Source organism: Bacillus sp. FSL M7-0003, from assembly GCF_038628485.1.
GTDB classification, from domain to species: Bacteria; Bacillota; Bacilli; order Bacillales; family Bacillaceae; genus Bacillus; species Bacillus safensis.
In genome coordinates, this window is the sequence record NZ_CP152024.1 from 2802575 (window position 1) to 2829570 (window position 26996).

The window sequence follows — 26996 nt, forward strand, 5'->3', positions numbered from 1 at the left end:
AAAGGGCGAATGATTGATTTGTTCGCCCTTTGTTTTTTACGTTTCGTGTCAGTCATTTATTTTGCCGCTAACACATCCGCAAATGCTTTCACATACGGCGGAAGGTCAGGCGGGCGTCTGCTGGAGATGAGGTGGCCATCTGTGACGACTGCCTCATCGAACCAGTCCGCACCAGCATTTGTCATATCATCTTTAATACCAGGTGTACTTGTCACTTGTCTGCCTTTCAGGATTCCTGCTGATATCAGCACCCAGCCGGCATGACAAATCTGACCGATTGGTTTTGCCTTCGCATCAAATGTACGGACGATGTCTAATACTTCTGGATAGCGGCGCAGTTTATCAGGCGCCCATCCACCAGGGACAAGCACAGCATCATAATCATCAGCTTGAATGGAATAAAAATCTGCATCGGATACCGCCGGCACACCATACTTCCCGATGTACTCATGATTTGCTTTTTCACCTACAAGATGGACAGTTGCTCCCTCTTCTCTTAATCGCAGAACCGGATACCACAGCTCTAAATCTTCAAAATCATCGCTGACAAACGCAATGACCTTCTTATCTGATAAACGCATACTATCTCTCCTCTTCTTTCGATTTCCTCTATTGTACGAGATGTCCTGTTAAAAAGAAAAGCGGTTCCCCTTGAGGAGAACCACTTAACCTTATTCACTAATCTTGAATTTTTTAATTAAATCACGTAATTCTTCCGCCATTTGGGAAAGAGTCGTAGATGAAGAACTAATCTCTTCCATAGAAGCAAGCTGCTCTTCAGCAGATGCTGCGATATCTTGGATGCTTGCTGAACTCTCTCTCGATACATCTGCAATTTCATTCACTGCTTTAGAAATTTGCTCAGATCCTTTCGACAGCTCGCGCACCGTTGTATTCATTTCATTCATTCTTGCTGCGATTTCCGCTGTTTGTTCATTTATTTGTGAGAAGCTTTCTTTCGTTTGATCTGTAATTGTAAGACCATTCTTCACTTCTTCATTCACTGCTTTGAACATATTTTGAGATGTTTCAATTTCAGTGACGATTTCATTTACAAGCTTTTCAATCTCTTTTGCTGAATCCGATGATTGAACCGCTAGTTTACGCACTTCTTCGGCAACAACAGAGAATCCTCTGCCTGACTCGCCTGCGCGTGCTGCTTCAATGGCGGCATTTAGTGCAAGTAAATTCGTTTGATCCGCAATACCGTTAATCACGCCTAAGATGTTTGTGATATCTTTTGATTTATGCTCTAGCCCGTTGATCACGCCTTCAGCTTCTTTCACTGAATGGTCAATCGTCTTCATTTGGCCAACAGTTTGCTCCACAAGCTGTCCGCCTGTTTCCGCAACTGTTTTTGATTGAATAGATGACGATGTGATGACATCAGACGTTTCGGCAACTTCGTTCAGACCCTCATTCATTTGTTTTAAATGAGCCGCGCTTTGCTCCACCATTTCGCTTTGATTTTCGTTGCCGTTTGAGAATGTTTCAATAGATGATGTAATATGTTCGGTTGCTTTTGTTGTTTGACCTGCGCTCGCCGTCAGTTCTTCAGATGATGAAGCGACATTCTCAACAGATGTTTGTACAGCTTGAATGACATCTCTTAGGGACTCACTCATTTCATTAAAGCTTGTGCCAAGCTGTCCAATTTCATCTTTTGAGCGGACATCAATTTTTTCTGTCAAATCTCCCTGACTGATCTTCTTCGAAGAAGAGACAAGAGTGGAAAGTGGTTTTGTAATGGAACGGATGATAAAGAAGATTAGAATCCCGCCAATGATAAGCGCGCCTGTTAAAATAATAGCGGCCATGTTAAAGACTGGCTGTGCAGCTTCTTCTACTTCACTGACAAACATCGTCCCGACAATCTTCCAGCCAGTCGCCTTGTTTGTGGTGAACTCCATTTGCTTTTCTTTTCCTTCAAACATGTAGCTCATAGCTCCGTTATCTTGTGAATACAGTTTTTCTAACCATTCACCACCAGATATTTTTGTTCCTGCTTTTTTCTTTGGATGCGCCACATATGTGCGATCTGGACTTCCAATAAAGGCAAAGCCTTGTTTCCCAATGTTAATGCTATTGGACTCTTTAACTAGATTCGCAATGTCTAGGTTCATCGCGATGACGCCTGATCCATCCTCTAATTTTTTAGAGATGGTCACCACAAGTGTACCGGTTGAAGCCGTTGCATATGGTGCTGAAACAGACAGCTCACCGTTTTTCGCCCAGCCGTCTTTATACCAATCACGCTCAGTTGCGACATAATCGGCAGGCATTTTTTGATTAGGATATCTTGAAAACACTTTGCCGTCACTTGAAGCGACAAAAATGCCTTCTGTGTCATCATTCATGCTCATGAACTGCTCAAAGCGTCCTTGAATATCGGTCGTTCCTTTTTGCTTGAGCTTTTTCTCCGTGATCCATTTGCTAAAGAAATCGGCTGCGTCTGTTTTCACTTTTACAACCTTCGTAATATTTTTATCTAGCTGCTCTACGTTTTCCTTTGCACTTTGCATAATTTGATCATTTAAGGAGGTGCTTGCCGTATGGTATGAAGAGAATGCCAATACGATGATTGGGCATAAAAGAATAAATAAGAAAGAGAATACGAGCTTTTTTGAAATAGATGGCTTTCTGAAATACTGTATGAATTTCATAAAAAAGAAAACTCCTTTTAGTAAGATAGTATATATATCGGAAGTACTACTAGGTTCTTTACTTTTTTAACTTATTAAAGTCTAAATAAGTCCAAATTACCCAATTTATATGCATCGAATGGAAAAACACCTGACGTTTTGACGTCAGGTGTTTCGCTACTCTCTTACATTTTAAATTGTTTAATGAGCTCCCTTAGTTCTTCTGCCATCTGAGATAAAGTGGCAGATGATGAACTGATCTCTTCCATAGATGCAAGCTGTTCTTCTGCTGATGCTGCGATATCTTGGAAGCCTGCTGAGCTTTCTCTTGAGAGCTCTTTGATTTGATTCACCGCATGAGAAATATCATTTGAGCCATGCGATAGCTCTTTGGCTGATCCGTTCATTTGTTTCATTTGTTCTGTCATTTCTGATGTTTTATCAGTGATTTTCTCAAAACTCACTTTCGTTTCATCTGTAATGTTTAATCCAGATTGTACTTCACCTGCTACTTGTTTAAACATTTTCTGCGATTTTTCTATTTCCTCCACAATTTCGTTCGTCAGGCTTTCAATTTCTTTTGAAGAGCTTCCTGACTGCTCTGCCAATTTGCGGACTTCTTCTGCGACAACAGAGAAGCCTCTGCCTGCTTCACCTGCTCGTGCGGCTTCGATCGCAGCGTTTAAAGCAAGGAGATTCGTTTGATCCGCAATACCGTTGATGACCCCAAGAATGTTTGTAATATCCTTTGATTTTTGCTCCAAGCCTGCAATGACAAGCTCTGCTTCTTTTACTGCCTGCTCAATCGTTTGCATCTGACCTGCTGTTTTTTGAACGAGTTCTCCTCCAGCCTGAGCGGTTTTGCTCGATTCGATCGACGATTCCATCATATGAGAGGTTGTGTCGACCATATGCGATAAGCTCCGATCCATTTCGTTTAACTGGACTGAGCTTTTTTCGATCATATCATTTTGATGTTCAGTGCTGTTTGAGAACTGTTCAATAGATGATGTGATATGCTCAGTCGCTTGAGCTGTTTGTCCTGCACTTGCCGTTAACTCTTCAGACGAAGCAGCCACATTTTCAATGGAATTTTGGACAGCTTGAATGACTTGCTTCAGCTTTGCTGACATGTCGTTAAAGCTTTGCGCTAGCTTACCAATTTCATCGTGCGTACGAACTTCAATATGCTGGGTCAAATCACCTTGACTGATTTTCTCAGCCGATTCAGAGAGCTCTATCAGTGGCTTTCGAATCGATTTAATAATAAAATAAATCGCGATTCCGCCAATGGCAATCGCAGCCGCAAGGATAATCATTGTTAAGTCGAGCACTGGCTGTGCGGCTTCTTTTACTTCATTCACATACATCGTTCCAGCTAGCTTCCAGCCGGTTGCTTCATTTGTGGCAAAAAACATTTGCTTCGGCTGGCCATTGTATTCATATTCAAAGCTGCCTTCTTTTTTATCATATAGTTTTGAGATGAAGTCACCAGTCAGCTTTGTCCCCGCCTTATCGGTTTTATGGGCCACATAACGCTGATCTGATGTGGCGATAAACGCATAGCCTTCTTGGCCAATTTTGATGCTGTTTGTATCTTTTACAACCGTATTTAATCGAACATTCACCCCAATCACACCAGATCCATCTGCTAACTGTTCAGATATTGTGATGAGCAGGTCATCTGATGACTTGTCGGTGAAAGGATCTGAAATGATGAGTTTCTTCTCTCCCATCGATTGCTGAAACCATGGTTCATTTTTTGCGCTCTTTGCATTACCTTTGTGAATCTCGGAATATTCAGTTAGTTTACCATTTTGATCTGCAACAAATACTTCTACTACATCGTCATCCGTTTCCGATAATTGCTCTAATTTCACTTTGAGTAAATCTTTGTTTTTAGCAGTCAATTCTTCCTTTTTGACCGATCTGGATAAATATGAAACAATGTCAATTTTAGGCTGTATATCTTTATTAATGAGTTCGTTTAATTGTTGAACACCATTTGCAGCACTAGACATAATCTCATCATTGAGAGACTTTGATGCCACTTCATAAGAAAATGCGGCCAATACGAGAATTGGCACTAGGAGAATCGCTAAGAATGCAGTAATTAATTTCTTCGACATCGTAAAGTGCTTAAAAAAGTTGAATTTTTTCATGACTCTACTCCTTTTGATTTATGATTTGTGGTCTTTCTCTTCTATTCTTAGGTAATATGAATTATTTTTCAAGGAATAATGTTCAATAAAAACAAAAAATAAGTATAATTACCCATTTCTTTTGGTTTATCCAATAAAAAAGAGCCTCTAGCTGGAGGCTCTTTTCTTCCTGTCTACTCAACTTTAAATTTGCTAATTAAATCGCGTAATTCTTCTGCCATCGAAGAGAGTGTGGCAGAGGACGAGCTGATTTCTTCCATTGATGCCAGCTGTTCTTCAGCTGAAGCAGCAATGTCTTGAATATTTGCCGAGCTTTCACGTGATACGTCTGCAATCTCACGAACAGCCTCTGACACATGTGCAGAGCCTTTTGAAAGCTGAACAACGGTTTGATTCATTGTTTGAAGCTGGTTAGAAATTTCCTTTGTCATGTCAAAAATATTGTGGAAGCTTACTTTCGTTTGTTCAGTGAAGCTTAGGCCTGATTGAACTTCTCGATTCACCGCAGTGAATACTTCCTGGGATACGTCGATGTCTTGCACGATTTCTTTGATCAAATTCTCAATTTCTTTTGCCGAGTTCGCACATTGAACCGCCAGTTTTCTTACTTCTTCTGCTACAACGGAGAAGCCTCTGCCAGATTCACCAGCTCTTGCTGCTTCAATCGCTGCATTTAGCGCAAGTAAATTCGTTTGATCCGCAATTCCATTGATGACACCGAGAATTTGGGTAATGTCTTTAGATTTATTTTCAAGCGCACTAATGACGTTCTCTGCTTTTTTCACGGACTGATCAATGACATTCATTTGAGAAGCCGTTTTTTCAACAAGCTGGCCGCCTTCTCCTGCGATATCTGTTGATTTGATCGATGAAGCCGTAATAGATTCAGCCGATTCATTCATATGTTGAAGACCACGATTCATCTCATCTAACTCGACTGAGCTCAATTCGACTTTATCATTTTGGCTTTCATTTCCGCTGGAGAATTGTTCAATGGCTAATGTAATATGCTCTGTTGCTTTACTTGTCTGTCCTGCGCTGGCAGTCAGTTCTTCTGATGAAGATGCGACATTTTCAACAGAAGTTTGAACGGCTCCAATGAGGGATCGCAATGAATCAATCATTGTATTAAAGCCTTTACCAACTTGTCCAATTTCGTCATCTGACTGGATCTGAAGCTTATCGCGTAAATCACCTTCGCTGACTTTTTTCGAGAAGCGGGCAAGATTGGATAATCTTTTTGAAATAGAGCGGACGATAAAGAAAATGAGGGTTCCTGCTACAATGAGTGTGACACTGAATACGATAATGGCAGTATTGAAAACGGGCTTTGCCGCTTCTTCTACTTCAGATACGAGCATTGTTCCACCAATTTTCCAGCCGGTTAATTCATTGGTGACATATGCAACCTTTTTATCTGTTCCTTTGAGGGTATAGCTGCCGCTTCCTTCTTTGTTTTTATAAATAATACTGGCCAGATTTTCATTGACCTGACTTCCTGACTTTTGGGTTGGATCTGCTAAAACCGTTTTATCTTTCTCCATCATGAAAGCATAGCCTTTTTGCCCAATTTTGATTTCTTTTAGTTTTTGGAGCAGGCTGTCAATTTCCATATCAAGACCAATGACACCAGAACCATCTTTCGTTTTTTGGGCAATTGTGATAACCATTTTGCCTGTAGATGCTGCTACATATGGTTTTGTGATGACTTGTTTGCCGTTTTCTGCTTTCAATGCCTCTTGATACCATGGACGTTCTCTTGGATCGTAGCCATCTGGCATCTTTTGAACTGGGTATTGCATAAACAATCCCTTTTCAGAGCCTGCATAGATCGCAGAAACATCTTTTTCATTAATTTTTCCAAATTGCTGTAATTCTTTAATGGTCGCATTTCTATTTTTTTCTTGAAGATTAGACGCTTTGAGCGAGTCTGAAAACAGTGTCACAGCATCTGATTTGTTGCCAATATTCTCATTGATTAAGGTATCAAATGCATTGACCTGACTCATCGCACTGCGCATAATCTGTTTGTCTAGTTCTGTCTTTGATGTAAAAAACGCACTAATTGTCAGTGCCACAGTCGGCAGGATAAGAACTACCAAGAAGGCAATGATTAATTTCTTTGAAATGGATGGTTTTTTGAACCATTGGATCATTTTTCCCATTTTAACTTTCCCCCTTTACTTCTCTAAAGTTATTATCGGATGAAAGGTGTATTTTTAGAGGCAGGAAATGAGGTTTAAAAATAAAAAAAATACCCAGACAATTCTGGATACTTTTTCATCATTATTTAATTAATTTTAAATTGACTTGTGAGCTCTTTTAGTTCCTCCGCCATGTTGGCAAGTGTCACAGAAGAAGATGTGATTTCTTCCATAGATGCTAGCTGCTCTTCTGCCGAAGCCGCAATGTCCTGAATGTTTGCTGCGCTGTCTCTTGAGACTTGGCGCATTTCCTGCATCGCTTGTGAAACAAGCTTTGAACCGCTCGATAGGTCAATAGCTGTATCGTTTAATTGCGACAGTTTTTTCGACATTCCTTCTGCCGCCTCATAAATGTGCTGGAAGCTTTCTTTTGCTTCTTCTGTCATACCAAGTCCTGCATTTACTTCTCGATTGACTGCTTTGAACATATCTTGAGATTTAGCAATTTCTAACACAATTTCTTGGATAAGCTTCTCAATTTCTTTCGCTGAATCTGCGGATTGGACAGCTAGTTTTCTCACTTCTTCTGCAACAACGGAGAAGCCGCGTCCTGATTCACCTGCTCTTGCTGCTTCAATTGCTGCATTAAGCGCAAGTAAGTTTGTTTGATCCGCGATGCCGTTAATGACATTTAAAATACTCGTAATATCTTTAGACTTGTATTCTAATTCTTTCATGACCTGTTCTGCTTCTTGTACAGATGTATCAATATGTTTCATTTGGCTTGCTGTGCTTTCAACAATGCGTCCGCCTTGACCAGCCGCCTCTGTTGATTGAAGTGAGACAGCAGCCACTTCAGATGAGGTTTGTGACATATCTTGTAATCCTTCGTTCATTGCCACAAGCTGATTCGTACTGGATTCGACTTTCTCGTTTTGTGCTTCATTTCCATTTGAAAATTGTTCAATTGACATCGTGATATGCTCTGTTGCTTGACTCGTTTGGCTGGCACTTGCCGTCAGCTCCTCTGAAGCCGAAGCCACGTTGTCGACAGATTGCTGTACAGCGCGAATGACGTCACGAAGAGATTCACTCATCTTGCTGAAGCTTCTTGTGAGGTCTCCTATTTCATCCTTCGATTTGGTTTCAAGGGTTTCTGTTAAATCCCCTTCACTCACCTTTTCTGAGAAATCAACAAGCCTTCTCAGTCCAATGGTGATCGAGCGAACGATGAAGAAGATAGCGACACCGCCAAGGATAAATGAAGTAATTAAAAGAATAATGGCAGAATTCCAAACTGGCTGTGCTGCTTCTTCTGTTTCTGATACAAACATCGTTCCAGCAATTTTCCAACCTGTTAAATCATTTGTGACAAAAACGATACGTTTTTGTTCTCCTTTATTCTCATAAGTTGATGTTCCTTCTTTGCCGCTGTAAAGGATTGATGAAATATTTCCTGTGACTTCAGATCCTGATTTTTCTTCTGGATGGGCTACAATTTGTTTGCTTTTATTTGCAATAATTGGATATCCTTCTCGTCCAATTTTAATTTCTTTGATTTTATCAACAATGTCTTGCACATCAATGTCGATTCCGATTGCTCCCGACCCGTCCTTCAGGCGCTGGGCAATCGTGACCACCATGCCGTTTGTTGTAGCAGAAATATATGGATTGGTGACAACTGGCTCACCTTTTTCATCCTGCATCGCTTGCTGATACCAATCGCGTGTTGTTGGGTCATAGCCTTTTGGCATGTCTACTTTAGGAAACTGAATGAAATCACGATTTTTACTTGCTGCATAAAATCCAACTACATCATCTTCGTTGATTTTGCTGTATATTTCAAAATGCTCATACAGTTCGTCCTGGTTTTTCTTTTTAAAGTCTGCAGCAGTAGTTGTTTGAGTAAAAAGTTTCACCGCGTTTTCTTTATTCAAAAGCTTTTGCTCGATCATGTCATTCATATCATTGACTCTTGCTTTTGCTCCGTACATGATTTCATGATCTAATTCTTCTTTGGCAATCTGATATGAAATTGTACTAAGTGTAATGATTGGCAAGACGAGAACAAGTGTGAATGAAATAATCAGTCTCTTGGAAATCGATGGTTTTTTCAACCATTTTATTGCACTTTTCATGTTTTTCCTCCTTTTAAACGATATGTTTTATATCGGACATCTTCATAGTATTTTCATGTTTTTCAAATAAAAAGGATGCTATTTTGTTTATTTTCACAAATTGATTCCTTGCCCAAGCACCCTGCATACGCTAATACAAAAGGGGGCGCTTTTCATATGATTATCCTTTCAGGACAGCCAGTGACAAATGAGCAGCTGGCATCGTTTCAGCTAGAGGGACAAAAGCGGAGCATTTTGATGCAGTTACAAGCCTCAAATGATACGTTCCGCTATAGGCAAGCATCTGATTTGCTATTTGAGGTCACTTTAAGATCGAACATTATGAATGCTGCAAGAGATTTGAATAAAAGCGGTGCCTCATTTGCCATCTTTCAAAGATCGCGTGCAAATGATGCGTTTTGGCGAGTATCGGAAGCAGGAGCACTAGAGCTGCGCTATCAAGTGGAGCCATCTAGAGGCATTAAAGACATTTTTGAAAATGGTTCAAAATATGCATTTGAATGTGCAACGGCAATTGTCATTGTGTTTTATATGGGGGTCTTGCAAACAGTAGGAGAGAAGAAGTTTAATCGGAGACTTCTCAGTTTAACACTGTATGACTGGCACTATGATACTTTGTCGATTTATACAGAGCGCGGGAATGATTTTATCTATGGGGATTGTCTATATTTCGAAAATCCAGAGTTTAGCTATCAGCAGTCGCAATGGCGCGGAGAAAATGTGATTTACTTAGGAGAAGATCAATATTACGGTCACGGGCTTGGAATTTTAACAGCGGCAGAAATTATCGACAAACTAAATAAGAGAAGACGGCCAGGTGCGGTTCAATCCGCTTATTTATTACCGCAGACTACACGGATGGATGTCATTTATCTCAGGCAAATGTTTGGCAGCTAAAAAAAGCCTCTTGTCTCTTGGTTATGACAAGGGGCTTTTGTATGCCTTGCGTTTACGATAATTTTGGAGTGTGCCAAGCATCGTGTTCGCAAGGACCTCCATTTCTTCTAAATCTTTTCTTGTAACCGGCGAGTCGTGCCGGCTCCATTTCACGTAGCGAACAAAATAGTAATGACGAATGGGCGTAAGGACAGCAGGAGAATGAGGGAAATCATCAAACCAAAATTCAATCTGGCCTTTTTTTCGGTAGGAATGTTTTAAGATGTCCATCCTGTCACACCACCCATCATGATTTTATGTCTGCGTCAGTTCGTGCATGATGTCTTCAACGCTTAAAATCGAGTGAATACGTCCAACCCCCTGTCCTGCCCACAGAGCCATTTGATCAGGGTTACCGCCGGCAGCAGCTGCTTTTCGCATCGGTGTTGTGCATACATGCTGAACTGGATAAGGAAGAACCCGATCTTCATGCAGGCTTTCATCCTCCATCCACTGATTCACAATACCTCTCGCTCTTTTCCCAGAAAAAAGTCTGGTCACCTTTGTTTCACTGCCTTGTGCCTGTAAAATAGCCTTCTTATATACTTCTGCCGCAGCACTTTCCTTGCTGGCTAAAAACCGTGTACCGATTTGAACCGCATCTGCTCCAAGCGCTAGCGCTGCTTTGACACCTGATCGGTCCGTGATGCCTCCTGCGGCAATCAAAGGCACGCGGCAGACCCGTTTGACATCTGAGATCAGGCTGATGAGTCCCAGCAGAGCGTCTCCTTTTGTATGTAAAAATGTGCCGCGGTGCCCTCCTGCTTCACATCCTTGCAGAACAATGGCATCCATTCCCTTTTCCTCTAAAAGCAGTGCTTCCTCTTTTGTTGTGGCCGTTCCGATTAAAAAGATCCCCTTTTGTTTTAGGCGGTGAATCGTTTGTTCTTTTGGACAGGCAAATGTAAAGGAAACAATCGGAACGTCTTCTTCCAGAAGAATGTTGATTTTTTGTTCAAAATCATCCCACAATTCTTCTTCGCTTGGCATCCTATGAGCTTCGGACCATACAGGCAGTTTCCTCTTCCAAAATGCCACATCCTCTTTTTTCACATCAGGAATTGGCTCTGGTACAAACACATTGACCTGAAACAGGCGAGATGTCAGCTGTTTGACCTGTCTAATCTGCTGTCTCAAATCGTCAGGCTGCACATATCCACTTGCCAGACTGCCAAGCCCTCCGTAATTTGAAACAGCGGCTGCCAGCTGCGGTGTCACAGCTCCTCCTGCCATTGGCGCTTGGATGATTCCATGTTCGATTTGCAACTTTTTGATATCCCCCATTTATTTCCCCCATCTCTTACTCGTTTGACATTACTTGTACATAAAAATGACGCTGCCTCGGCCCGTCAAACTCACAGAAATAGATTCCCTGCCACGTGCCTAGCACAAGATCTCCATCATGAATGAGAACATGCTGAGACGCCCCCATATAACTCGCTTTCATATGTGCTGCCGTATTTCCTTCCATATGGCGATCCTTTGGATGTTTCCACGGAAAGACTTCATCAAGCCGGCGAAGCATATCCCGTTTCACATCTGGATCCGCATTTTCATTAATGGTGATCCCAGCTGTCGTATGTGGACAATAGACGATGACAGTTCCGTTTTGTATGCCTGTTTCCCTGACATATTGGAGAACCTCGTGTGTGACATCGATCATGTCATCGCGTCTGTCTGTTTGTACATTGATTTTTTTCATATGAGCTGCTCCTTTTTGATGTTTCTATAAAAACCATACCCTTTTTATGTGAAACAAATCTTCTTATCTAAAGTTTACCAAGCAAAAAAACCTCGTCAAGCAATGCGAGGTTTTTAAGAAAAGTGAACCTTTTTGACTTCAATGGTTCGAATATGGTGGTCTTCAGCATCAATGATCGTAAATTCACAGCCTTCTGCTTCAATCGTATCTCCAATGTCAAAATCAAATTTATGCGTCATCATCCAGCCTGCAATTGTATCAACATCATCATTTTCAATGGCTAAATCCAATAAATCATTTACTTCATCAATCAATGCTTTCCCATCCATCACATAATGAAAATCACCTTTTTTAACGATATGAGGTGTTTCATCCTGATCATATTCGTCTCGAATCTCTCCGACAATTTCCTCTAATATGTCCTCTACTGTGACAAGTCCCGCTGTACCTCCGTATTCATCTACGAGCACTGACATATGGATTCGTTCCTTTTGCATCAAAATGAGCAATTCTTGAACAGGGGTGCTTTCAATCACTCGGATCACCGGACGCATTAAGTCTTCAATAGATACATCTTGATTTAGGAAGCTGGCCTTAAATACATCTTTGCTATTGATAACACCAATCACATGATCTTTGTCTTCTTTAATAACAGGGTAGCGTGTGTACCTTTCGTTCAGCATATAATGGGTCACATCTTCTAAGGTCTGTTCAATCTCTATAGCTGAAATTTCTGTACGCGGGATCATGATCTCTCTCGCCACTCGGTTATCAAATTCAAAGATTTTATTCACATATTTGTACTCAGATTGGTTAATCTCACCCTTCTCATAGCTTTCAGATAAAATGAGTCGCAATTCTTCCTCACTGATCGCCACTTCATGTTCTTTGACAGAATGATAACCAAATAATTTCACGATACTTCGTGCAGCCCCATTTAATGCCTTAATAAACGGGTACATGACTTTATAGAAAAAGATGAGTGGTTTTGCTGTCACAAGGCTGACGGCCTCTGCCTTTTGAATGGCAATTGTTTTAGGCGCGAGCTCTCCCACCACGACATGTAAAAACGTAATGATCACAAATGCGATGATAAACGAAAGGATGTCAGTCAATGCAGAATGAAGCCCGATTTTTTCAAACAGCGGATGCAGAAAATGCTCCACCGTCGGTTCACCCAGCCACCCTAGACCTAAGGCCGTGATGGTAATGCCAAGTTGGCAGGCGGATAAATATTCGTCGAGATTTGATATCAGCTTTTGAACATGGATGGCTCTCTTATCACCGCTTTCGATCAGCTGGTTGATTTTAGAGCCTCTAATTTTCACAATCGCAAATTCAGTGACAACAAAAAATGCTGTCGCAGCAATGAGTAATATGACTAAAAATACGTTTAAAATATACAAAAAAACCCTTACCTAACACTGGTAAGGGCTCACCTCCTCTGGCATCAATTAATCATTACGGCCATTTAGGAAGATCATTACAAAACGGAGCAATTCAAACAGGGAGACAAGGGCCGCTGCTACGTACGTCAGAGCTGCAGCATTTAACACCTTGTTCACGCCTCTTTCTTCACTGCTTCTAATGATTCCTTCTGAAACAATGATATCTTTTGCACGAGAACTTGCATTAAACTCGACAGGCAATGTCACAAGCTGAAAGAATACAGCTGCTGAGAACAAAATGATCCCAAGCCCGATTAAGTTAAGGCTGCTGAGCAAAATTCCACCAAGGAAAAGAAGCGGAGCAACACCAGATGCAAAGTTCACGACAGGAAAGATCTTATGTCTCAAAACAAGCGCACCATAGGATTCCTGATGCTGCAAGGCATGTCCAACCTCGTGTGATGCGACTGAAATGGCCGAAATGGAATGGCCGTAGTACACAGGTTCAGATAAACGAACCACACGCTGCGTCGGGTCGTAATGATCAGTCAAAGTTCCTCTTACCGGTTCAACAGGCACGTCGTATAACCCGTTGCGATCTAAAATATATCGAGCGGTTTCAGCACCTGTTTTCATACTGGATGCTTCCACCTTTGAATACTTTTCAAAATTATTCTTCACTTTAAATTGTGCCCAAAATGATAATCCCAATGCGGCAAATGTTAAAAAATAAAAAAACAGCATGCTCATCAGCTTCCTTTTATTTTATATATTTATTTACAATTTTAATGACTTTTATGTACCATGTACAGCAAAAAGCACTAGGTCTTTTTCAGGGGGATAACCGCACCAATGAAAAAGAAGAACACACCTAAGCAAGCTGTATAAAAGGTTCCCGTACCATAAAGGTCTTGAAAAAAGTGCAGCCATGAAAAATCATTCATAAAATGATTCACAGCATTTAAATCAAACACGAGTAAGATGACAGCTGATGATAAAAAGTGCACACCAATAAAAAGAAGTACGGTCTTTTGAACAAACGACATTCGAATTCCCTCCTTCTTCTCCCTTATTTTAAGATATGGGTTCTATTTCAATACATGACAAAGATGAAAAAATGTGTTCCCAATCGGGCATACTGACATTAGCAGTCTCCTGAAAGGAAGAGTCCGATGAAATCAAACCGTATCTTTATTGCTTGGCTAAGGTGGCCGCTTTATCTTCGAATTGCCATCATCATCTGTTTCTTGCTTCTCTTTTTTGGACAATTAATCGTTTTACTTGAACCGAAGCAATATCATACGATCTTTGATGGGATCTGGTGGGCGCTTATTACAGTCTCTACGGTTGGTTACGGTGATTTTGTGCCGCAAACCATGCCAGGGCAGGTGGCAGGTATGGCGCTCATTTTTATCGGAGCCAGCTTTGTCACCGCTTATTTCGCCACACTTGCCGCCGCTGTGTTCAGCAAGCAGCACCATTATGTTGAGGGCAAGGTAGCCTTTAAGGGAAAAGGACATCTCATTATCGTCGGCTGGAATGAGAAAACGAACAAACTGCTTCAGTCGTTTCAAACGATTGATCCAGCTATGCCGATTGTGCTGATTGATGACTCCTTGAAAGAGGGGCCTCTTTTAGAGAATGTTCATTTTATTAAAGGACACGGGACCGAAGACGTCACACTGCGTAAAGCCAACATTACCGGTGCAGATGCACTGATGATTACCGCGGATCAGCATGAAAATGAAGTGACAGCCGATATGCAGAGTGTTTTGACCTTACTTGCAGCAAAAGGATTGAACCCTTCGCTATATTGTTTAATTGAAATTTTAACAGATCGTTACGTGAAGAATGCCGAGCGTGCTGGTGCCAACCAAGTCATTCATACCTCTGATGCTGTCAATCATTTAATGGTTGAACATTTTCTAATAAAGGAACAACTCACGGCGTTTAAGAAAAAACGACATATGACGCTGCATAAACACGTCACCATCATACCTGTACCAGCTTCATTAGCCGGAGAAACATTCTTAACAGCGCTCCATCATTTTTTAGAGCATCATGTGATCATCGTCGGCGTACAAAAAAAAGAAGGACCCATGATGAATCCTCCCTTTAGCTATGAGCTTCATCCAGAGGATGAACTGATCAGCCTTTAAAGCAGTGCGTCTTCTAATTCCTTGACGAGCGAAAAGCCAATCTCAGCATAAGCCTTTGATACATCCCCATCTTTCTCTTTTGGTTCTTGGAATTGGTTAAAGGATGCGCCCACATTTCCAACCATCGCATGATCATCTAACTTGTCTTGATAGACATGCTTTAAGAGAAATGGATGTCCCATTTTCACCACAACACCAGGCTGATCGAGCTGGCCTTTCTCGGCTGTAAAAGGAACTCTGAGAAAGGTATAGCCATCACGGTTATCAATTTTATAATCAAAATATCCGTGATCATAATCCCAGTTCCCATTAATGACGTAACCGAGCGGCTTCATCGTTTCTTCTAAATGGTAAAGTGAAAAGCTTTCACCAGGCAGCCTGGATGGTACATGAATCATACGAAACCCTCCTTTTTGTATTAGGGTTCGTTAAAGAGAGGAATTCATACATTTCCTCTCGCGATTTGGACATTGTTTGAAAACGCAGCATCAAATGAGCTTTGATTGGTTGATTGATTCGTCTCGTTATCACTGCCGGAACCTGCTGTTTCCTTCGTAGCACTCTTAGAACAAATGCGTCCGACATTGCCAAAGTTCACGATCGCCTGACCAGAAATATCATGAATATAAATATGATTCGTCCTCATTTTTCACCCTCCTCCATTCATTATTCTATGTACAGAACATAGGAAAGCTTGCACAGGAATCTGAAGAAAACAAAAAAGGCACACCTTTATGAAAAGGTGTGCTTTTTTATTCTTATGATTGTTTCAGGCGGCTTTCAAGCTCTGCTTTTTTCTCTTCGAAGCCTGGTTTTCCTAGTAAAGCAAACATATTCACTTTATAAGCTTCTACTCCAGGCTGATCAAATGGATTGACGCCTAGTAAATATCCAGACATCGCACATGCTTTCTCAAAGAAGTACACGAGGTATCCGAATGTATAAGCATCCATTTCAGGAATTGTCACGATAAGGTTCGGTACTTTTCCATCTGTATGGGCAAGCATCGTTCCTTCAAATGCTTTTTTATTGACGAAATCAACCGTTTTTCCTGCTAGATAGTTCAAGCCATCAAGGTCTTGTTCTTCTGCTTCAATTACAAGCTCATGTCGAGGCTTCTCTACATTGACGATTGTTTCAAACAAGTCTCTTCTTCCTTCTTGAACATATTGGCCAAGTGAATGAAGATCTGTTGAGAAGTTAGCAGATGAAGGATAGATTCCTTTTTCATCTTTCCCTTCACTTTCACCAAATAATTGCTTCCACCATTCTGCGAAATATTGCAGGCCTGGCTCATAGTTAATCAGCATTTCAATCGTTCTGCCTTTATTGTAAAGGACATTGCGGACGACAGCATATTGGTAAGCTGCATTTTCAGAAAGCTCAGATGAAGCGAAGTCTTCGCTTGCTTTTGCCGCACCTTCCATCATCTGATCAATGTCTGCACCGCTCACAGCGATTGGCAAAAGACCGACTGCTGTTAATACAGAATAGCGTCCACCAACATCATCAGGGATGATAAATGATTCGTAGCCTTCTTCAGTTGCTAATGTTTTAAGTGCACCGCGTGCCTTGTCAGTTGTCGCATAAATACGTTTTTTCGCTTCTTCAGCACCGTATTTTTCAATGAGGAGCTTTTTAAAGATGCGGAACGCAATGGCTGGCTCTGTTGTTGTACCAGATTTTGAAATCACGTTAATGGAGAAATCTGCATCTTCCAATAGATCCATCACATCTGTTAAATAAGAAGAACTGATGTTGTTTCCAATAAAAATGATTTGCGGTGTCTTGCGCTTGCCTTTTGGCAAAGTGTTATAGAAAGAATGGTTCAAAAATTCAATCGCCGCACGTGCACCTAAATATGATCCGCCGATTCCGACAACGAGCAGGACGTCAGAGTCAGACTTAATTTTGTCTGCACTTTTTTTAATGCGGGCAAACTCTTCACGGTCATATTGCTTCGGCAAGTCCACCCAGCCTAAATAGTCACTGCCTGCACCCGTTTGTTCATGAATATTATGATGGGCTACCTTCACAAAATCTTTTAAATATGTAAGCTCATGTTCTTGAAAGAAAGGTAACGCTTTCGAGTAGTCAAATTGAATATGTGTCATCGCTTGTAAGCCCTCCATTACGTTAGTTCTGTCCCTTTCACTTTAGCGGAACTAGCTATTGAAATCAAGTGATCGTCACTGGCATAGCAAAAAGCCGCTTTTCTGGATGAAAAGCGGCAATCTGGATTATAAAGAAGCTTTCAAAATCGCTAGAATATCATCACGGTTAAGTTTCATAAAGTTTCCAAAACCACCGTATTCCATTTCTTTTGCTGCAATGTCGGCAATTTTGTCCAGCTGATCCTCACCAATGTCATAATCAGCTAAACGGCTTGGTGCACCAAGGCTTGTCCAGAAAGCTGACAGTTTGTCGATTCCTTCTAATGCGATGTCACGATCTGATTTTCCTTCTGTTTCGATGTCAAACATGTTCAGCATAAGGTTTTTAAAGCGTTCCACATTATGATCGAGCGTGTGGCGCATCCAGTTTGGGAAGAGAATAGCAAGCCCGCCTGCATGCGGAATGTCATAGACAGCCGATACAGCATGCTCAATCGTGTGGGACGCCCAGTCGCCAAAGTAACCCATTTGCAGCGTGCCATTTAAAGCAATCGTTCCTGCATAGAGAATCGTTTCACGATGCTCATAGTTTTGTAAGTCCTCCAGCAGTTTTGGTGCTGTCTCGATGACTGTTTGAAGAACAGCAAAACACATCCGGTCCTGTAAAGGCGTGTTTTTTACATTATGGAAGTATTGCTCAAAAACGTGACTCATCATATCGACCATACCATACACCGTCTGGTTTTCTGGCACAGAATACGTATGCTCAGGGTCTAGAATTGAAAAAGCAGGGTGAGTGACAGAGCTGCCCCACACATATTTTTCATTCGTTTCCCAGTTTGTGATGACAGAGTCCGGGTTCATTTCTGAACCAGTTGCTGCAAGTGTCAGCACTGTGCCAAACGGCAGCGCTTTTTGAGCGGTTGTTTTCTTTGAAATAATATCCCACACATCACCGTCATACTCTGCTCCGGCTGCAATCGCTTTTGTACAGTCGATCACACTTCCGCCGCCAACGGCTAATAAGAAATCAATGTTCTCCTTTTGGCAGATATCGATTCCCTTCTTCACTGTTGTGAGGCGCGGGTTTGGTTCAACGCCAGACAGCTCAAATACTTCAGCATCTGCTTCTTTTAACGCACTGATGACTTTGTCATAAAGACCATTTTTCTTAATGCTGCCGCCGCCATATACAAGTAACACTCGTTTTCCATAACGAGCGAGTTCGCTTTTGAGTCCTTCTAGCTGTCCTTTTCCAAACATCAATTTTGTTGGATTATAGTAAATAAAATTCTCCATCTGTTGAAACATCTCCTTACAACGAATATATCCAAAAACATGAAAGACTACTGTAACATATGTACACGATGAACTCAAAAAAAGATAACTGCCCGCAAGCAGCTATCCCTTTGTTGTTCAATTATAAAGAAGCGTTCAAAATGGCTAAAACATCTTCTTTGTTCAGCTTTTTAAATTGACCAAATTCACCGCGTGCCATTGCACGGTCTGCAATTAAATCAATTTTCTCATCGTTGATGTCATAATCCGCCAAACGGCTTGGTGCACCAAGACTTGTCCAGAAAGCTGACAGCTTGTCGATTCCTTCTAAGCCAACTTCTTCGTCTGTTTTGCCCGCAGGATCTACATCGAATACACGCACCGCTAATTGTTTAAAACGGCCTGGGTTTTCTTGAATCACATGTTTCATCCAGTTCGGGAACAAGATCGCAAGACCGCCTGCATGAGGAATATCATAGACAGCAGATACTGCATGCTCAATGTTATGAGATGCCCAGTCACCACGTGCCCCCATTGAAAGCATGCCATTAAGTGCAATTGTGCCAGTGAATAAAATCGTTTCACGCAGCTCGTAGTTCTCTAGATCGTTGATCAGCTTCGGTGCCGTTTCAATGACAGTGCGAAGAAGTCCTTCACACATACGATCTTGATAAGGTGTATTTTCTGTGTGATGGAAATATTGTTCGAACACATGTGACATCATGTCAACCATGCCATAAATCGTATGATTTTTAGGCACAGTGAATGTGTTAACTGGATCAAGAATAGAGAATTTCGGGAAAACTGCTGGACTTCCCCAGCCATACTTCTCATTTGTTTCCCAGTTTGTGATAACTGATCCTGAGTTCATTTCAGAGCCTGTTGCGGCAAGTGTTAACACCGTACCGAACGGAATAGCTTCCATTGGGACGTGTTTGCGTGTCACGATATCCCAAGCATCTCCATCGTACTTCGCACCAGCTGCGATTGCTTTTGTGGCATCAATGACACTGCCGCCGCCAACTGCCAAAATAAAATCAATGTTGTTTTCTTTGCAAAGCTCTACCCCTTTTCTTACTGTTGTTAAGCGCGGGTTAGGCTCTACACCAGCAAGTTCAGTGATTGCAGCTCCTGATTCTTTTAGGATGCTGACAACTTGGTCATAAAGGCCGTTTCGTTTAATACTGCCTCCACCATATACAAGTAATACGTTTTTTCCGTAGTGTTTGAGTTCATCTGAAAGGGCTGATACTTCTCCCTTTCCAAAAATTAATTTCGTTGGGTTCCAATAAGTAAATCGATCCATGTGATCTCCTCCTCGCGCTACATTATGCGCCTCATTCATTCCAAAAGTAAAGTAATTTGCTTTCATCCATTTTCTTACGCATAGTTTGGCTAAAAATCTGCAAAATATAAATGTATTGATGCTGTAGCGAAAGGAGGAATCACGATGAGTGCTATTCAGCGTATTGCCCTCGTGCTCACGATTATCGGTGCTATTAACTGGGGACTAATCGGCTTTTTTCAATTTGACTTAGTAGCAGCGATCTTTGGCGGACAAGGTTCTGCATTATCACGTATTATTTATGGTCTTGTTGGAATTGCAGGTCTTGTCAACCTTGGTCTGTTGTTCAAACCAAGCGAAGAAGCTGTTCGCCGTGACGAGCCGAACCCAGAAGTTCGTTAAATAAAAGGACATAAAAAAGGCTGCCTACATGAGGCAGCCTCAGCGTGTAGACAAACCCTCGCATTCTTTGTCAGGTCTGCGCGCTGGTGCTCAAGAATTCTAAATTCGCTCCAGTGCCCGCCATTCCTAGACTTCAAAGGTTTTCTATCACGCTAAAAAAAAGACAAAGGGCTAAAATAAAGATCATTTTAGCCCTTTGTCTACAATCTAAGGCACCGTTTGAAGCGGTGCTTTTTTATTATTTCTTGATAAGATCTTTGCGGTTTGATTGCTCAATCCACTCTTCAAGTTTATCTTTAAGCGTATTGAAACCTTGTGGTGCAGCAGCTTCTTCTTTCACTTGCTGTGGTCTTTGTTTCTTTGGTTTGCTTTCTTTTCTTTCAGGTGCTTCTTGTGTCGCACGGATAGAAAGGCTGATTTTACCTGCATTTTCATCAACAGAAAGAACTTTTACTTGTACTTCGTCACCAATTGAAAGGTGCTCGTTGATGTCTTTTACAAAGCCATGTGTTACTTCAGAAATATGCACAAGTCCTTGAGTTTCTTCATCTAATGCAACAAACGCACCATACGCTTGTAATCCTGTTACTTTACCAGTGTAAACACTGCCTACTTCAAACTTTGTCGCCATGATAACAACTCCTAAATAAATGTTTTAATATTCGTTTATACGCAATTAAAAACTATATCACAGAACGGGCAGTTACGCAAAATATTTTTTAAATGGGTTTAGATGAGAACAAAAGGGGGAATACCTGAAAACAAGAATGCTTTCTAGTATTCCCCCCTAATTTGTGAGGCATGAGTCCATTTGGATTGATGCCTTTTTTTATTTTAAAATGGCTGATGCTTCTTCCTTCACTTGTCGAGCCTGCAAAAAGCGCTGAATTCTTGAAAGTGATTCCTGAAGATGATCAAGTGACGAAGCATATGAACAGCGGATATGACCTTCACCGCTCGGTCCGAATACATTCCCAGGAACAACAGCGACTTTTTCACTTAGGAGCAGCTCCTCAGCAAATTGTTCTGAAGTCATGCCTGTGCTTTTAATCGATGGGAACGCGTAAAACGCTCCGTTTGGCTGATGGCATGTAAGTCCTAGTTCGTTTAAGGAGCCGACAAACAAATTACGGCGTCTTCTGTAGCTTTTCTTCATTTTCTCTACATCTTCAAGCCCATTTTTTAATGCTTCTTCTGCCGCATATTGTGCCATCGCCGGTGCGCACATCATAGAATATTGATGTATTTTCAGCATGGCATCCCGCAGTACAGGTGGTGCCGCCACATATCCTAAACGCCAGCCCGTCATGGCAAACCCTTTAGAAAAACCTGAAATCAAGATCGTTCTTTCCTTCATATCTTGAATAGCCGCGACGCTTGTAAAAGCTTCATCGTACGTCAGCTCTGCATAAATCTCATCCGTAATAATGAGCAGGTCATGCTCTTTCGCAAATTGAGCAATATCTTCAAGCTCTTCCTTTGAATAAACAGACCCAGTCGGATTTGATGGCGAGCAAAGCAAAATGGCTTTTGTCTTCGGCGTCAGCTTTGTGAGAAGATCAGCAGAATCTGCTTTGAAATCTTTTTCAGCGGTTGTACTTAAATAGACAGGCACTCCGCCTGCTAGTGTCGTAAGTGCCCCGTACGCTACGAAACAAGGCTCTGGAATGATTACTTCATCCCCGCTGTTTAAAATCGCACGAAAGGCCAAATCAAGTGCCTGGCTTCCGCCAACAGTGATAATGAGTTCTTCTTCTGGACTGTAATCAATGTGAAACCGCTTATATAAATAGTGGCTCAGTTCTTTTCGCAAAGAAATTAAACCTGCATTCGCCGTATAAGAGGTCAGTCCCTGTTCTAATGACATAATACTTGCTTCTCTGACATTCCAAGCTGTCACGAAATCCGGCTCACCGACACCAAGGGAGATAACCCCTTCCATTGTGGCTGCCAAATCAAAAAATTTCCGAATACCTGACGGCTGAATGCTTTGTACCGTTTCAGATAAATAAGACTTTTTCATTTAAGGAGACACCACGATTCTTTTGTCATCGTCTCCTGTTTCAAACACTTTCCCATCATGTTTATATCTTTTCAAAATAAAGTGGGTAGTTGTTGAAACAACGGAATCAAGTGTCGATAATTTTTCAGATACGAAGCGGGCAATATCAGACATTGATCTTCCGCGGATCACAACGGAAAGATCGTAAACACCTGACATGAGATAGACAGACTCCACTTCCTGAAACCGATAAATCCGTTCAGCAATTTCATCAAATCCGACGCCTCTTTTTGGTGTCACTTTTACATCAATCATTGCTGTAACGCCTTCATGACCATCCACTTTTCGCCAGTCAATCATGGTTGAATAATCAATAATAACTTTTTGATCTTCAAGTTTTTGAATGATGGCTTCGGCTTCTTCTGTTGTCACGCCTGCCATTTTTGCAATTGTATTTAAATCGGCGCGGCTGTTTTCATCTAAAATCTCTAATATTTCAGTTTCTTTTTCTGTTAGTTTCATTTGATTTCACACCTCAGATTATAAAAGCTAGTTTTAAAAAATCTTCTGAACATTATAGCACGTTTTTCCCATTATGCTAAGCAGGGAAAAGATTCTAATGATAGCTTAAAATCCACTTTTTAGGGTACAATACAGTCACCTAACAGAGAGAGTATCAAGTATCGGAGTGAAGAATGTGGACATTGTGCAGCCAGCTTATATGAAAAGTACATTCGGTTTAGATATCTATTACGAGCACTATCCAAATGAAGGCAAGAAAACATTGATCTTAATTCACGGTCTCTTCTCTTCTACCTTCAGCTATCGAAAGCTCATCCCGCTTCTGAAACAGGACTTCAATTTAATTGCGATTGATCTACCGCCATTTGGACAGTCCGAGAAGTCGAATACGTTTATTTACAGCTATCGCAACATGGGAAAAATTATTATAGAGCTAGCTGGTTATTTACAGATTCAGCATGCAATTCTAGTGGGCCATTCAATGGGCGGACAAATCGCCTTATACGCTGCTACTGAACGGCCGGATCTATTTGAAAAGGCGGTTTTATTGTGCAGCTCAGGCTACTTGAATAAGTCAAAAAGATCACTTGTTTACAGCACTTATATTCCTTATTTTTATCTGTATCTAAAAAGAAAACTTTTAAAGCAGGGCATTATGAAAAATTTAACGGCTGTTGTACATGATCATTCCATCATTGATCAAGAGATGGTCGACGGATATTTAAAGCCATTTTCAGATGATCAAATCTTTCGGGGGATCTTTCGTTTGATTCGGCACCGGGAAGGAGATTTAACCTCGGACGTTTTAAAGAAAATGGAAACACCCGTGCTGCTCATTTGGGGCGAGGAAGATCGAATCGTTCCCATTCAAATAGGCGAAAGACTGCACAAAGATCTGCCGAATTCGACCTTACATGCATTAAAAAAAACCGGGCACCTCATCCCTGAGGAAAATCCGGTCTTTGTGTCTGATCAAATCGGACATTTCAGCCTGTCTTAGCGTGAACAGGAGCTGCTGTCTCGTATGACAAAAAGCTGATTCGCTATATGCTGACAGCTCTCTATCGGAAGAAGCTGTTCAAATGAGTGATGGTAGATGGCTTGAATCTCTTTTGCTAAAGATAACGGGTCTTCTGCGTCGTATAATGCACTGATGACGTCAGCAGGCTCCGTTTCATAAAAATCCTCTCCATAATGAAAAGGGTCCCATGCCTTAATGAATTGAATCATCTCTTCTACAGCTTGACTATTTTTCATCGGTATCACCGCTTATAATAAATTTTGTGATGTTTATTTTAGCACAACCAAGAATGGTTGAAAAACAGCTAGAGGTGGGTTTCATGAATTTCGACGAACAGATCATACGTAAAGGTTCAAAATCAGTGAAATGGGATCAGGCAGAGTCTTTGTTCCTGACAACAGATGCCCTTCCGATGTGGGTGGCCGATATGGATTTTAAAGCACCGCAGGTCGTCCTTGATGCATTGAAAGAGCGATTAGATCACGGTGTATTTGGTTATGCATTTCAGGATCAGGATACGCAGCAGGCAGTCGCTGGCTGGCTCAAAAGAAGACATGGATGGACAATCCAGACAGATGACGTCACCTTCACACCAGGAATCGTAACGGCACTTAGTTTTGCTGTTCAAGCCTTTACAGCACCGCACGACGAAGTAGTTATACAGTCACCAGTGTATACACCTTTTTATCAAATGATTGAGCGAAATGGACGTACAGTCTCAACCAATCCTTTAAAAATAGAAAACAACCGCTATATGATGGATTTTGATGATTTAGAGAAAAAACTGAGCAGACCACAAGCAAAGCTCATGTTCCTTTGCCATCCGCATAATCCGTCCGGAAGAGCATGGTCAAAAGAGGAATTAAAGCGAGTCGGAGACCTGTGTGTAAAGCATGGAGTCACAGTCGTTTCAGATGAGATTCACTCGGATTTGATGCTTTACGGGAAGCAGCATGTGCCCTTCGCCAGCCTTTCTGACGACATTGCACATATCACGGTAACGTGTATTGCGCCGAGTAAAACCTTTAATCTAGCGGGGCTTCAGGCATCTGCTATTATCATTTCAGATAAAGAAAAAAGAACTCTTTTCAACAATGAAGTGCAAAGAAACGGACTGTCCAAACTGAATGCCTTTGCGATTCCAGCGATGGAAGCAGCATACCGACACGGGGATGAGTGGCTTGATGCCCTTGTTCTTTATCTCGAAGGCAATATGAAGACGGCGATGGACTATATCGACGAAAATCTTCCAAATATGCGTTATATGAAACCAGATGCTTCTTATTTATTGTGGCTGGACATTCGGGATTATCAATTCAGTCAAGCGGAATTGAAACGGAATCTGCTGAAAAAAGGGAAAGTGATCCTAGAGCTTGGCCACGTGTACGGACACGAAGGAGACGGCTTTATTCGGATGAATCTCGGCTGTCCTGCTGCAACAGTCAGAGAAGGACTGAAACGTCTCCACCAAGCGTTCACGCTATCAGCTGAATAAGACCTATACGATAGAAAGAACATCCTAACGGGTGTTCTTTTTAAAGAAAAAAACCCTCCTTTTATCATATCTACTTTGTACATGAAATGATATAATGAGAGGAATTACAATTATTTACGAGGAGAGCATTTAAATGGAAATGTTCAAGGATTTTCTGCTCCATGTATCTTTTATTCTATTTCCAATCTTTTTATATCATGCGCTATGGTTAAGCCGGACCCCTGCTCATTTCCCAAAAACGAATAAACTGCTCATCACAGTATTCGCATCCATCTCTTCAGCACTATGTATTATGTATCCAGTTGGTTCGATTTTAGATTTGCAGACTGGGCTTCAATCCATTCCCCTTGTACTTGCTATTTTATACGGAGGATATATGGCGGGGATCGTTGCCATCTTGATAAGCATCATTGTCAAATTCGTGATGTACGGCTCTTTCTTATGGATTGGACTCATCGTTGTCCCAATTTACTTTTTTATCCCATTCCTGTTCTACCGAAAATGGCATCAATATTCGAAGCCAAATAAGCTGTTTTACGGAGTGCTTATCGGTTTATCCAAAGGATTCTTTATTTACATTGGACTTTTTGTGGTCAGCTTAATGGCATACAGCCCAGCTTTTATTATGCAGCAAAAGCTCCTTGAGTTATTTTTCTCAACTCTTTACTACATATTCTTTCTTGTGCTCAGTATCTATTCCATTGAATTCGTTAAGGAAAATGCGGAAATGAGATCACAGCTTGTCCAGTCAGAAAAACTGACCATTGTAAGTGAACTTGCTGCAAGCGTTGCCCATGAAGTACGCAATCCGCTGACAGTTGTGAGAGGCTTTATTCAATTGCTCTTTTCGAGTGATAATACAAAAGAGCCACCTGCCAATAAAGATTATAAAAATCTTGTTCTGTCCGAGTTAGACCGGGCGCAGGACATTATCACGAGCTATCTTGACATTGCAAAACAAAACTATTATCAAATTGAATCTCTTAATCTCTCTAAATTACTTGAGGAATGTGCATCACTGATGACATCCTATGCGAATTTTAAATCGGTCACGATTCATCAATCCATTGAACCTGACTTATACATTCAAGGTGACGTAACGAAGATCAAGCAAGTCATGATTAATTTAATCAAAAATGCAATTGAAGCAGCTCCTGAACATGAAGGGAAAATTGAACTTTTTGCTTCAAAAGAAAATCATAAAATCTGCCTTTATTTCGTTGATAACGGTGTAGGTATGACAGAAAGTCAGATGAAAAAACTTGGCGAACCCTATTACACCTTGAAAAATAAAGGGACTGGACTTGGGCTGACAGTGACTTTTTCAATTATTGAAAATCACCATGGAACGATTCGTTTCAAAAGCTCGCTGCAGTCTGGAACAACCGTCACCGTGAAATTTCCTGAAGATACAAGAAGAAAATGATTAATCCATTTTTTTTGTTCTTTTTTCATCTATCTGCTCCTGCTTCTTAGACGCACGAACGATGAGACGAAAACAAATAAACGCAGCAATAAAGAAAATCACCGTGGTGATAGCCGCTGGGATGTACTCCCTTTTATCTTCAGGAAAATATAGTAGAAAAAGTACGATGAATGACATCTC

Annotated in this window: 27 protein-coding genes; 6 read left to right on the forward strand and 21 right to left on the reverse strand. The window is 41.2% G+C overall.

All coding sequences use genetic code 11. The features are described from left to right. Positions 1 to 56 precede the first annotated feature (56 nt). From MHI23_RS14500 to MHI23_RS14520, 5 genes are all read right to left on the reverse strand, one after another. Positions 57 to 581 (reverse strand): type 1 glutamine amidotransferase domain-containing protein, encoded by a 525-nt coding sequence (locus MHI23_RS14500; protein WP_024423278.1) that lies wholly within the window; start codon positions 579 to 581, stop codon positions 57 to 59. A 90-nt stretch (positions 582 to 671) separates the two neighbouring features. Next, positions 672 to 2663 carry a methyl-accepting chemotaxis protein gene (locus MHI23_RS14505; protein WP_024425916.1) on the reverse strand — a complete coding sequence of 664 codons (1992 nt, stop codon included), beginning with the start codon at positions 2661 to 2663 and terminating at the stop codon, positions 672 to 674. A 164-nt stretch (positions 2664 to 2827) separates the two neighbouring features. After that, complete coding sequence (locus MHI23_RS14510) at positions 2828 to 4804, reverse strand: methyl-accepting chemotaxis protein (protein WP_277722860.1); 1977 nt, start codon at positions 4802 to 4804, stop codon at positions 2828 to 2830. A gap of 173 nt (positions 4805 to 4977) precedes the next feature. Beyond that, positions 4978 to 6969: a methyl-accepting chemotaxis protein gene (locus MHI23_RS14515; RefSeq protein ID WP_285709614.1), complete on the reverse strand. Its 1992-nt coding sequence runs from the start codon at positions 6967 to 6969 to the stop codon at positions 4978 to 4980. Between the two features lie 125 nt (positions 6970 to 7094). Then, positions 7095 to 9086, reverse strand: coding sequence for a methyl-accepting chemotaxis protein (locus tag MHI23_RS14520; RefSeq protein WP_034622109.1), 1992 nt, complete (start codon positions 9084 to 9086; stop codon positions 7095 to 7097). A 156-nt stretch (positions 9087 to 9242) separates the two neighbouring features. Between MHI23_RS14520 and MHI23_RS14525 the strand changes: the two genes are divergently transcribed. Continuing rightward, positions 9243 to 9983, forward strand: a complete 741-nt coding sequence (locus MHI23_RS14525; protein ID WP_342492035.1) for a protein-glutamine gamma-glutamyltransferase — start codon at positions 9243 to 9245, stop codon at positions 9981 to 9983. Positions 9984 to 10004: 21 nt separating this feature from the next. Here MHI23_RS14525 and MHI23_RS14530 read toward each other — a convergent pair whose 3' ends face one another. From MHI23_RS14530 to MHI23_RS14555, 6 genes are all read right to left on the reverse strand, one after another. Then, complete coding sequence (locus tag MHI23_RS14530) at positions 10005 to 10253, reverse strand: hypothetical protein (protein ID WP_024423284.1); 249 nt, start codon at positions 10251 to 10253, stop codon at positions 10005 to 10007. Between the two features lie 24 nt (positions 10254 to 10277). Further along, a complete protein-coding gene (locus MHI23_RS14535; protein ID WP_342492036.1) occupies positions 10278 to 11306 on the reverse strand; it encodes a nitronate monooxygenase in 1029 nt (342 codons plus the stop codon). 16 nt (positions 11307 to 11322) lie between these two features. Then, on the reverse strand, positions 11323 to 11724 hold the full coding sequence (locus MHI23_RS14540) for a secondary thiamine-phosphate synthase enzyme YjbQ (protein ID WP_025094201.1): 402 nt from the start codon (positions 11722 to 11724) through the stop codon (positions 11323 to 11325). A 113-nt stretch (positions 11725 to 11837) separates the two neighbouring features. After that, positions 11838 to 13130 (reverse strand): hemolysin family protein, encoded by a 1293-nt coding sequence (locus MHI23_RS14545; protein WP_024423287.1) that lies wholly within the window; start codon positions 13128 to 13130, stop codon positions 11838 to 11840. 48 nt (positions 13131 to 13178) lie between these two features. Then, positions 13179 to 13853 carry a zinc metallopeptidase gene (locus tag MHI23_RS14550; protein WP_024423288.1) on the reverse strand — a complete coding sequence of 225 codons (675 nt, stop codon included), beginning with the start codon at positions 13851 to 13853 and terminating at the stop codon, positions 13179 to 13181. Between the two features lie 80 nt (positions 13854 to 13933). Continuing rightward, positions 13934 to 14158 (reverse strand): hypothetical protein, encoded by a 225-nt coding sequence (locus MHI23_RS14555; protein ID WP_024423289.1) that lies wholly within the window; start codon positions 14156 to 14158, stop codon positions 13934 to 13936. Between the two features lie 126 nt (positions 14159 to 14284). Here MHI23_RS14555 and MHI23_RS14560 point away from each other — a divergent pair, with 126 nt between their 5' ends. After that, positions 14285 to 15271 carry a potassium channel family protein gene (locus MHI23_RS14560; protein WP_125586189.1) on the forward strand — a complete coding sequence of 329 codons (987 nt, stop codon included), beginning with the start codon at positions 14285 to 14287 and terminating at the stop codon, positions 15269 to 15271. Here the strand turns inward: MHI23_RS14560 and MHI23_RS14565 are convergent. From MHI23_RS14565 to MHI23_RS14585, 5 genes are all read right to left on the reverse strand, one after another. Continuing rightward, positions 15268 to 15669 carry a YugN-like family protein gene (locus MHI23_RS14565; protein ID WP_024423291.1) on the reverse strand — a complete coding sequence of 134 codons (402 nt, stop codon included), beginning with the start codon at positions 15667 to 15669 and terminating at the stop codon, positions 15268 to 15270. The two genes, MHI23_RS14560 and MHI23_RS14565, sit on opposite strands and share 4 nt — an antisense overlap. A gap of 44 nt (positions 15670 to 15713) precedes the next feature. Continuing rightward, on the reverse strand, positions 15714 to 15917 hold the full coding sequence (locus tag MHI23_RS14570; RefSeq protein ID WP_235046665.1) for a spore germination protein: 204 nt from the start codon (positions 15915 to 15917) through the stop codon (positions 15714 to 15716). 112 nt (positions 15918 to 16029) lie between these two features. After that, positions 16030 to 17385, reverse strand: coding sequence for a glucose-6-phosphate isomerase (locus tag MHI23_RS14575; protein WP_024425924.1), 1356 nt, complete (start codon positions 17383 to 17385; stop codon positions 16030 to 16032). Positions 17386 to 17511: 126 nt separating this feature from the next. After that, a complete protein-coding gene (locus tag MHI23_RS14580) occupies positions 17512 to 18684 on the reverse strand; it encodes an iron-containing alcohol dehydrogenase (protein ID WP_024423294.1) in 1173 nt (390 codons plus the stop codon). Between the two features lie 121 nt (positions 18685 to 18805). Beyond that, positions 18806 to 19969: an iron-containing alcohol dehydrogenase gene (locus MHI23_RS14585; protein WP_024423295.1), complete on the reverse strand. Its 1164-nt coding sequence runs from the start codon at positions 19967 to 19969 to the stop codon at positions 18806 to 18808. A gap of 144 nt (positions 19970 to 20113) precedes the next feature. Here MHI23_RS14585 and MHI23_RS14590 point away from each other — a divergent pair, with 144 nt between their 5' ends. Then, a complete protein-coding gene (locus MHI23_RS14590; RefSeq protein WP_003212952.1) occupies positions 20114 to 20350 on the forward strand; it encodes a DUF378 domain-containing protein in 237 nt (78 codons plus the stop codon). 238 nt (positions 20351 to 20588) lie between these two features. On the opposite strand, the gene yugI is transcribed toward MHI23_RS14590, so the two are convergent. The 3 genes from yugI to MHI23_RS14605 all read right to left on the reverse strand — a co-directional run bounded on the left by yugI (position 20589) and on the right by MHI23_RS14605 (position 22874). Then, on the reverse strand, positions 20589 to 20981 hold the full coding sequence (yugI, locus tag MHI23_RS14595; RefSeq protein ID WP_008345795.1) for a S1 domain-containing post-transcriptional regulator GSP13: 393 nt from the start codon (positions 20979 to 20981) through the stop codon (positions 20589 to 20591). Between the two features lie 198 nt (positions 20982 to 21179). Continuing rightward, positions 21180 to 22373: an aminotransferase gene (locus MHI23_RS14600; RefSeq protein WP_341319713.1), complete on the reverse strand. Its 1194-nt coding sequence runs from the start codon at positions 22371 to 22373 to the stop codon at positions 21180 to 21182. Beyond that, positions 22374 to 22874 carry an Lrp/AsnC family transcriptional regulator gene (locus MHI23_RS14605; protein ID WP_003213765.1) on the reverse strand — a complete coding sequence of 167 codons (501 nt, stop codon included), beginning with the start codon at positions 22872 to 22874 and terminating at the stop codon, positions 22374 to 22376. Positions 22875 to 23049: 175 nt separating this feature from the next. Between MHI23_RS14605 and MHI23_RS14610 the strand changes: the two genes are divergently transcribed. Beyond that, positions 23050 to 23874 carry an alpha/beta hydrolase gene (locus MHI23_RS14610; RefSeq protein WP_024425926.1) on the forward strand — a complete coding sequence of 275 codons (825 nt, stop codon included), beginning with the start codon at positions 23050 to 23052 and terminating at the stop codon, positions 23872 to 23874. On the opposite strand, the gene MHI23_RS14615 is transcribed toward MHI23_RS14610, so the two are convergent. Continuing rightward, the gene (locus MHI23_RS14615; protein ID WP_342492037.1) at positions 23871 to 24131 is read right to left on the reverse strand and encodes a YugE family protein; all 261 of its coding nucleotides are present in this window, start codon (positions 24129 to 24131) and stop codon (positions 23871 to 23873) included. The genes MHI23_RS14610 and MHI23_RS14615 overlap by 4 nt on opposite strands. 83 nt (positions 24132 to 24214) lie before the next feature. On the opposite strand from MHI23_RS14615, the gene MHI23_RS14620 reads away from it, so the two are divergent. Together MHI23_RS14620 and MHI23_RS14625 are read left to right on the forward strand one after the other, a co-directional pair. Further along, positions 24215 to 25390 (forward strand): MalY/PatB family protein, encoded by a 1176-nt coding sequence (locus MHI23_RS14620; protein ID WP_342492038.1) that lies wholly within the window; start codon positions 24215 to 24217, stop codon positions 25388 to 25390. Positions 25391 to 25523: 133 nt separating this feature from the next. Then, complete coding sequence (locus tag MHI23_RS14625) at positions 25524 to 26816, forward strand: HAMP domain-containing sensor histidine kinase (protein ID WP_025094194.1); 1293 nt, start codon at positions 25524 to 25526, stop codon at positions 26814 to 26816. On the opposite strand, the gene MHI23_RS14630 is transcribed toward MHI23_RS14625, so the two are convergent. Next, positions 26817 to 26993 carry a hypothetical protein gene (locus tag MHI23_RS14630; RefSeq protein WP_171464640.1) on the reverse strand — a complete coding sequence of 59 codons (177 nt, stop codon included), beginning with the start codon at positions 26991 to 26993 and terminating at the stop codon, positions 26817 to 26819. Positions 26994 to 26996: the final 3 nt, after the last annotated feature.

Bases quoted from the DNA above. Each gene is read 5' to 3' on its own strand.
- MHI23_RS14535 (WP_342492036.1), bottom strand. From the start codon at position 11,306: ATGGGGGATATCAAAAAGTTGCAAATCGAACATGGAATCATCCAAGCG.
- yugI (WP_008345795.1), bottom strand. From the start codon at position 20,981: ATGGCGACAAAGTTTGAAGTAGGCAGTGTTTACACTGGTAAAGTAACA.
- MHI23_RS14600 (WP_341319713.1), bottom strand. From the start codon at position 22,373: ATGAAAAAGTCTTATTTATCTGAAACGGTACAAAGCATTCAGCCGTCA.
- MHI23_RS14615 (WP_342492037.1), bottom strand. From the start codon at position 24,131: ATGAAAAATAGTCAAGCTGTAGAAGAGATGATTCAATTCATTAAGGCA.
- MHI23_RS14525 (WP_342492035.1), top strand. From the start codon at position 9,243: ATGATTATCCTTTCAGGACAGCCAGTGACAAATGAGCAGCTGGCATCG.
- MHI23_RS14620 (WP_342492038.1), top strand. From the start codon at position 24,215: ATGAATTTCGACGAACAGATCATACGTAAAGGTTCAAAATCAGTGAAA.
- MHI23_RS14625 (WP_025094194.1), top strand. From the start codon at position 25,524: ATGGAAATGTTCAAGGATTTTCTGCTCCATGTATCTTTTATTCTATTT.
- MHI23_RS14565 (WP_024423291.1), bottom strand. From the start codon at position 15,669: ATGATTCATGTACCATCCAGGCTGCCTGGTGAAAGCTTTTCACTTTAC.
- MHI23_RS14575 (WP_024425924.1), bottom strand. From the start codon at position 17,385: ATGACACATATTCAATTTGACTACTCGAAAGCGTTACCTTTCTTTCAA.
- MHI23_RS14530 (WP_024423284.1), bottom strand. From the start codon at position 10,253: ATGGACATCTTAAAACATTCCTACCGAAAAAAAGGCCAGATTGAATTT.
- MHI23_RS14510 (WP_277722860.1), bottom strand. From the start codon at position 4,804: ATGAAAAAATTCAACTTTTTTAAGCACTTTACGATGTCGAAGAAATTA.
- MHI23_RS14555 (WP_024423289.1), bottom strand. From the start codon at position 14,158: ATGTCGTTTGTTCAAAAGACCGTACTTCTTTTTATTGGTGTGCACTTT.
- MHI23_RS14500 (WP_024423278.1), bottom strand. From the start codon at position 581: ATGCGTTTATCAGATAAGAAGGTCATTGCGTTTGTCAGCGATGATTTT.
- MHI23_RS14630 (WP_171464640.1), bottom strand. From the start codon at position 26,993: ATGTCATTCATCGTACTTTTTCTACTATATTTTCCTGAAGATAAAAGG.
- MHI23_RS14520 (WP_034622109.1), bottom strand. From the start codon at position 9,086: ATGAAAAGTGCAATAAAATGGTTGAAAAAACCATCGATTTCCAAGAGA.
- MHI23_RS14585 (WP_024423295.1), bottom strand. From the start codon at position 19,969: ATGGATCGATTTACTTATTGGAACCCAACGAAATTAATTTTTGGAAAG.
- MHI23_RS14505 (WP_024425916.1), bottom strand. From the start codon at position 2,663: ATGAAATTCATACAGTATTTCAGAAAGCCATCTATTTCAAAAAAGCTC.
- MHI23_RS14580 (WP_024423294.1), bottom strand. From the start codon at position 18,684: ATGGAGAATTTTATTTACTATAATCCAACAAAATTGATGTTTGGAAAA.
- MHI23_RS14560 (WP_125586189.1), top strand. From the start codon at position 14,285: ATGAAATCAAACCGTATCTTTATTGCTTGGCTAAGGTGGCCGCTTTAT.
- MHI23_RS14540 (WP_025094201.1), bottom strand. From the start codon at position 11,724: ATGAAAAAAATCAATGTACAAACAGACAGACGCGATGACATGATCGAT.
- MHI23_RS14570 (WP_235046665.1), bottom strand. From the start codon at position 15,917: ATGAGGACGAATCATATTTATATTCATGATATTTCTGGTCAGGCGATC.
- MHI23_RS14515 (WP_285709614.1), bottom strand. From the start codon at position 6,969: ATGGGAAAAATGATCCAATGGTTCAAAAAACCATCCATTTCAAAGAAA.
- MHI23_RS14605 (WP_003213765.1), bottom strand. From the start codon at position 22,874: ATGAAACTAACAGAAAAAGAAACTGAAATATTAGAGATTTTAGATGAA.
- MHI23_RS14590 (WP_003212952.1), top strand. From the start codon at position 20,114: ATGAGTGCTATTCAGCGTATTGCCCTCGTGCTCACGATTATCGGTGCT.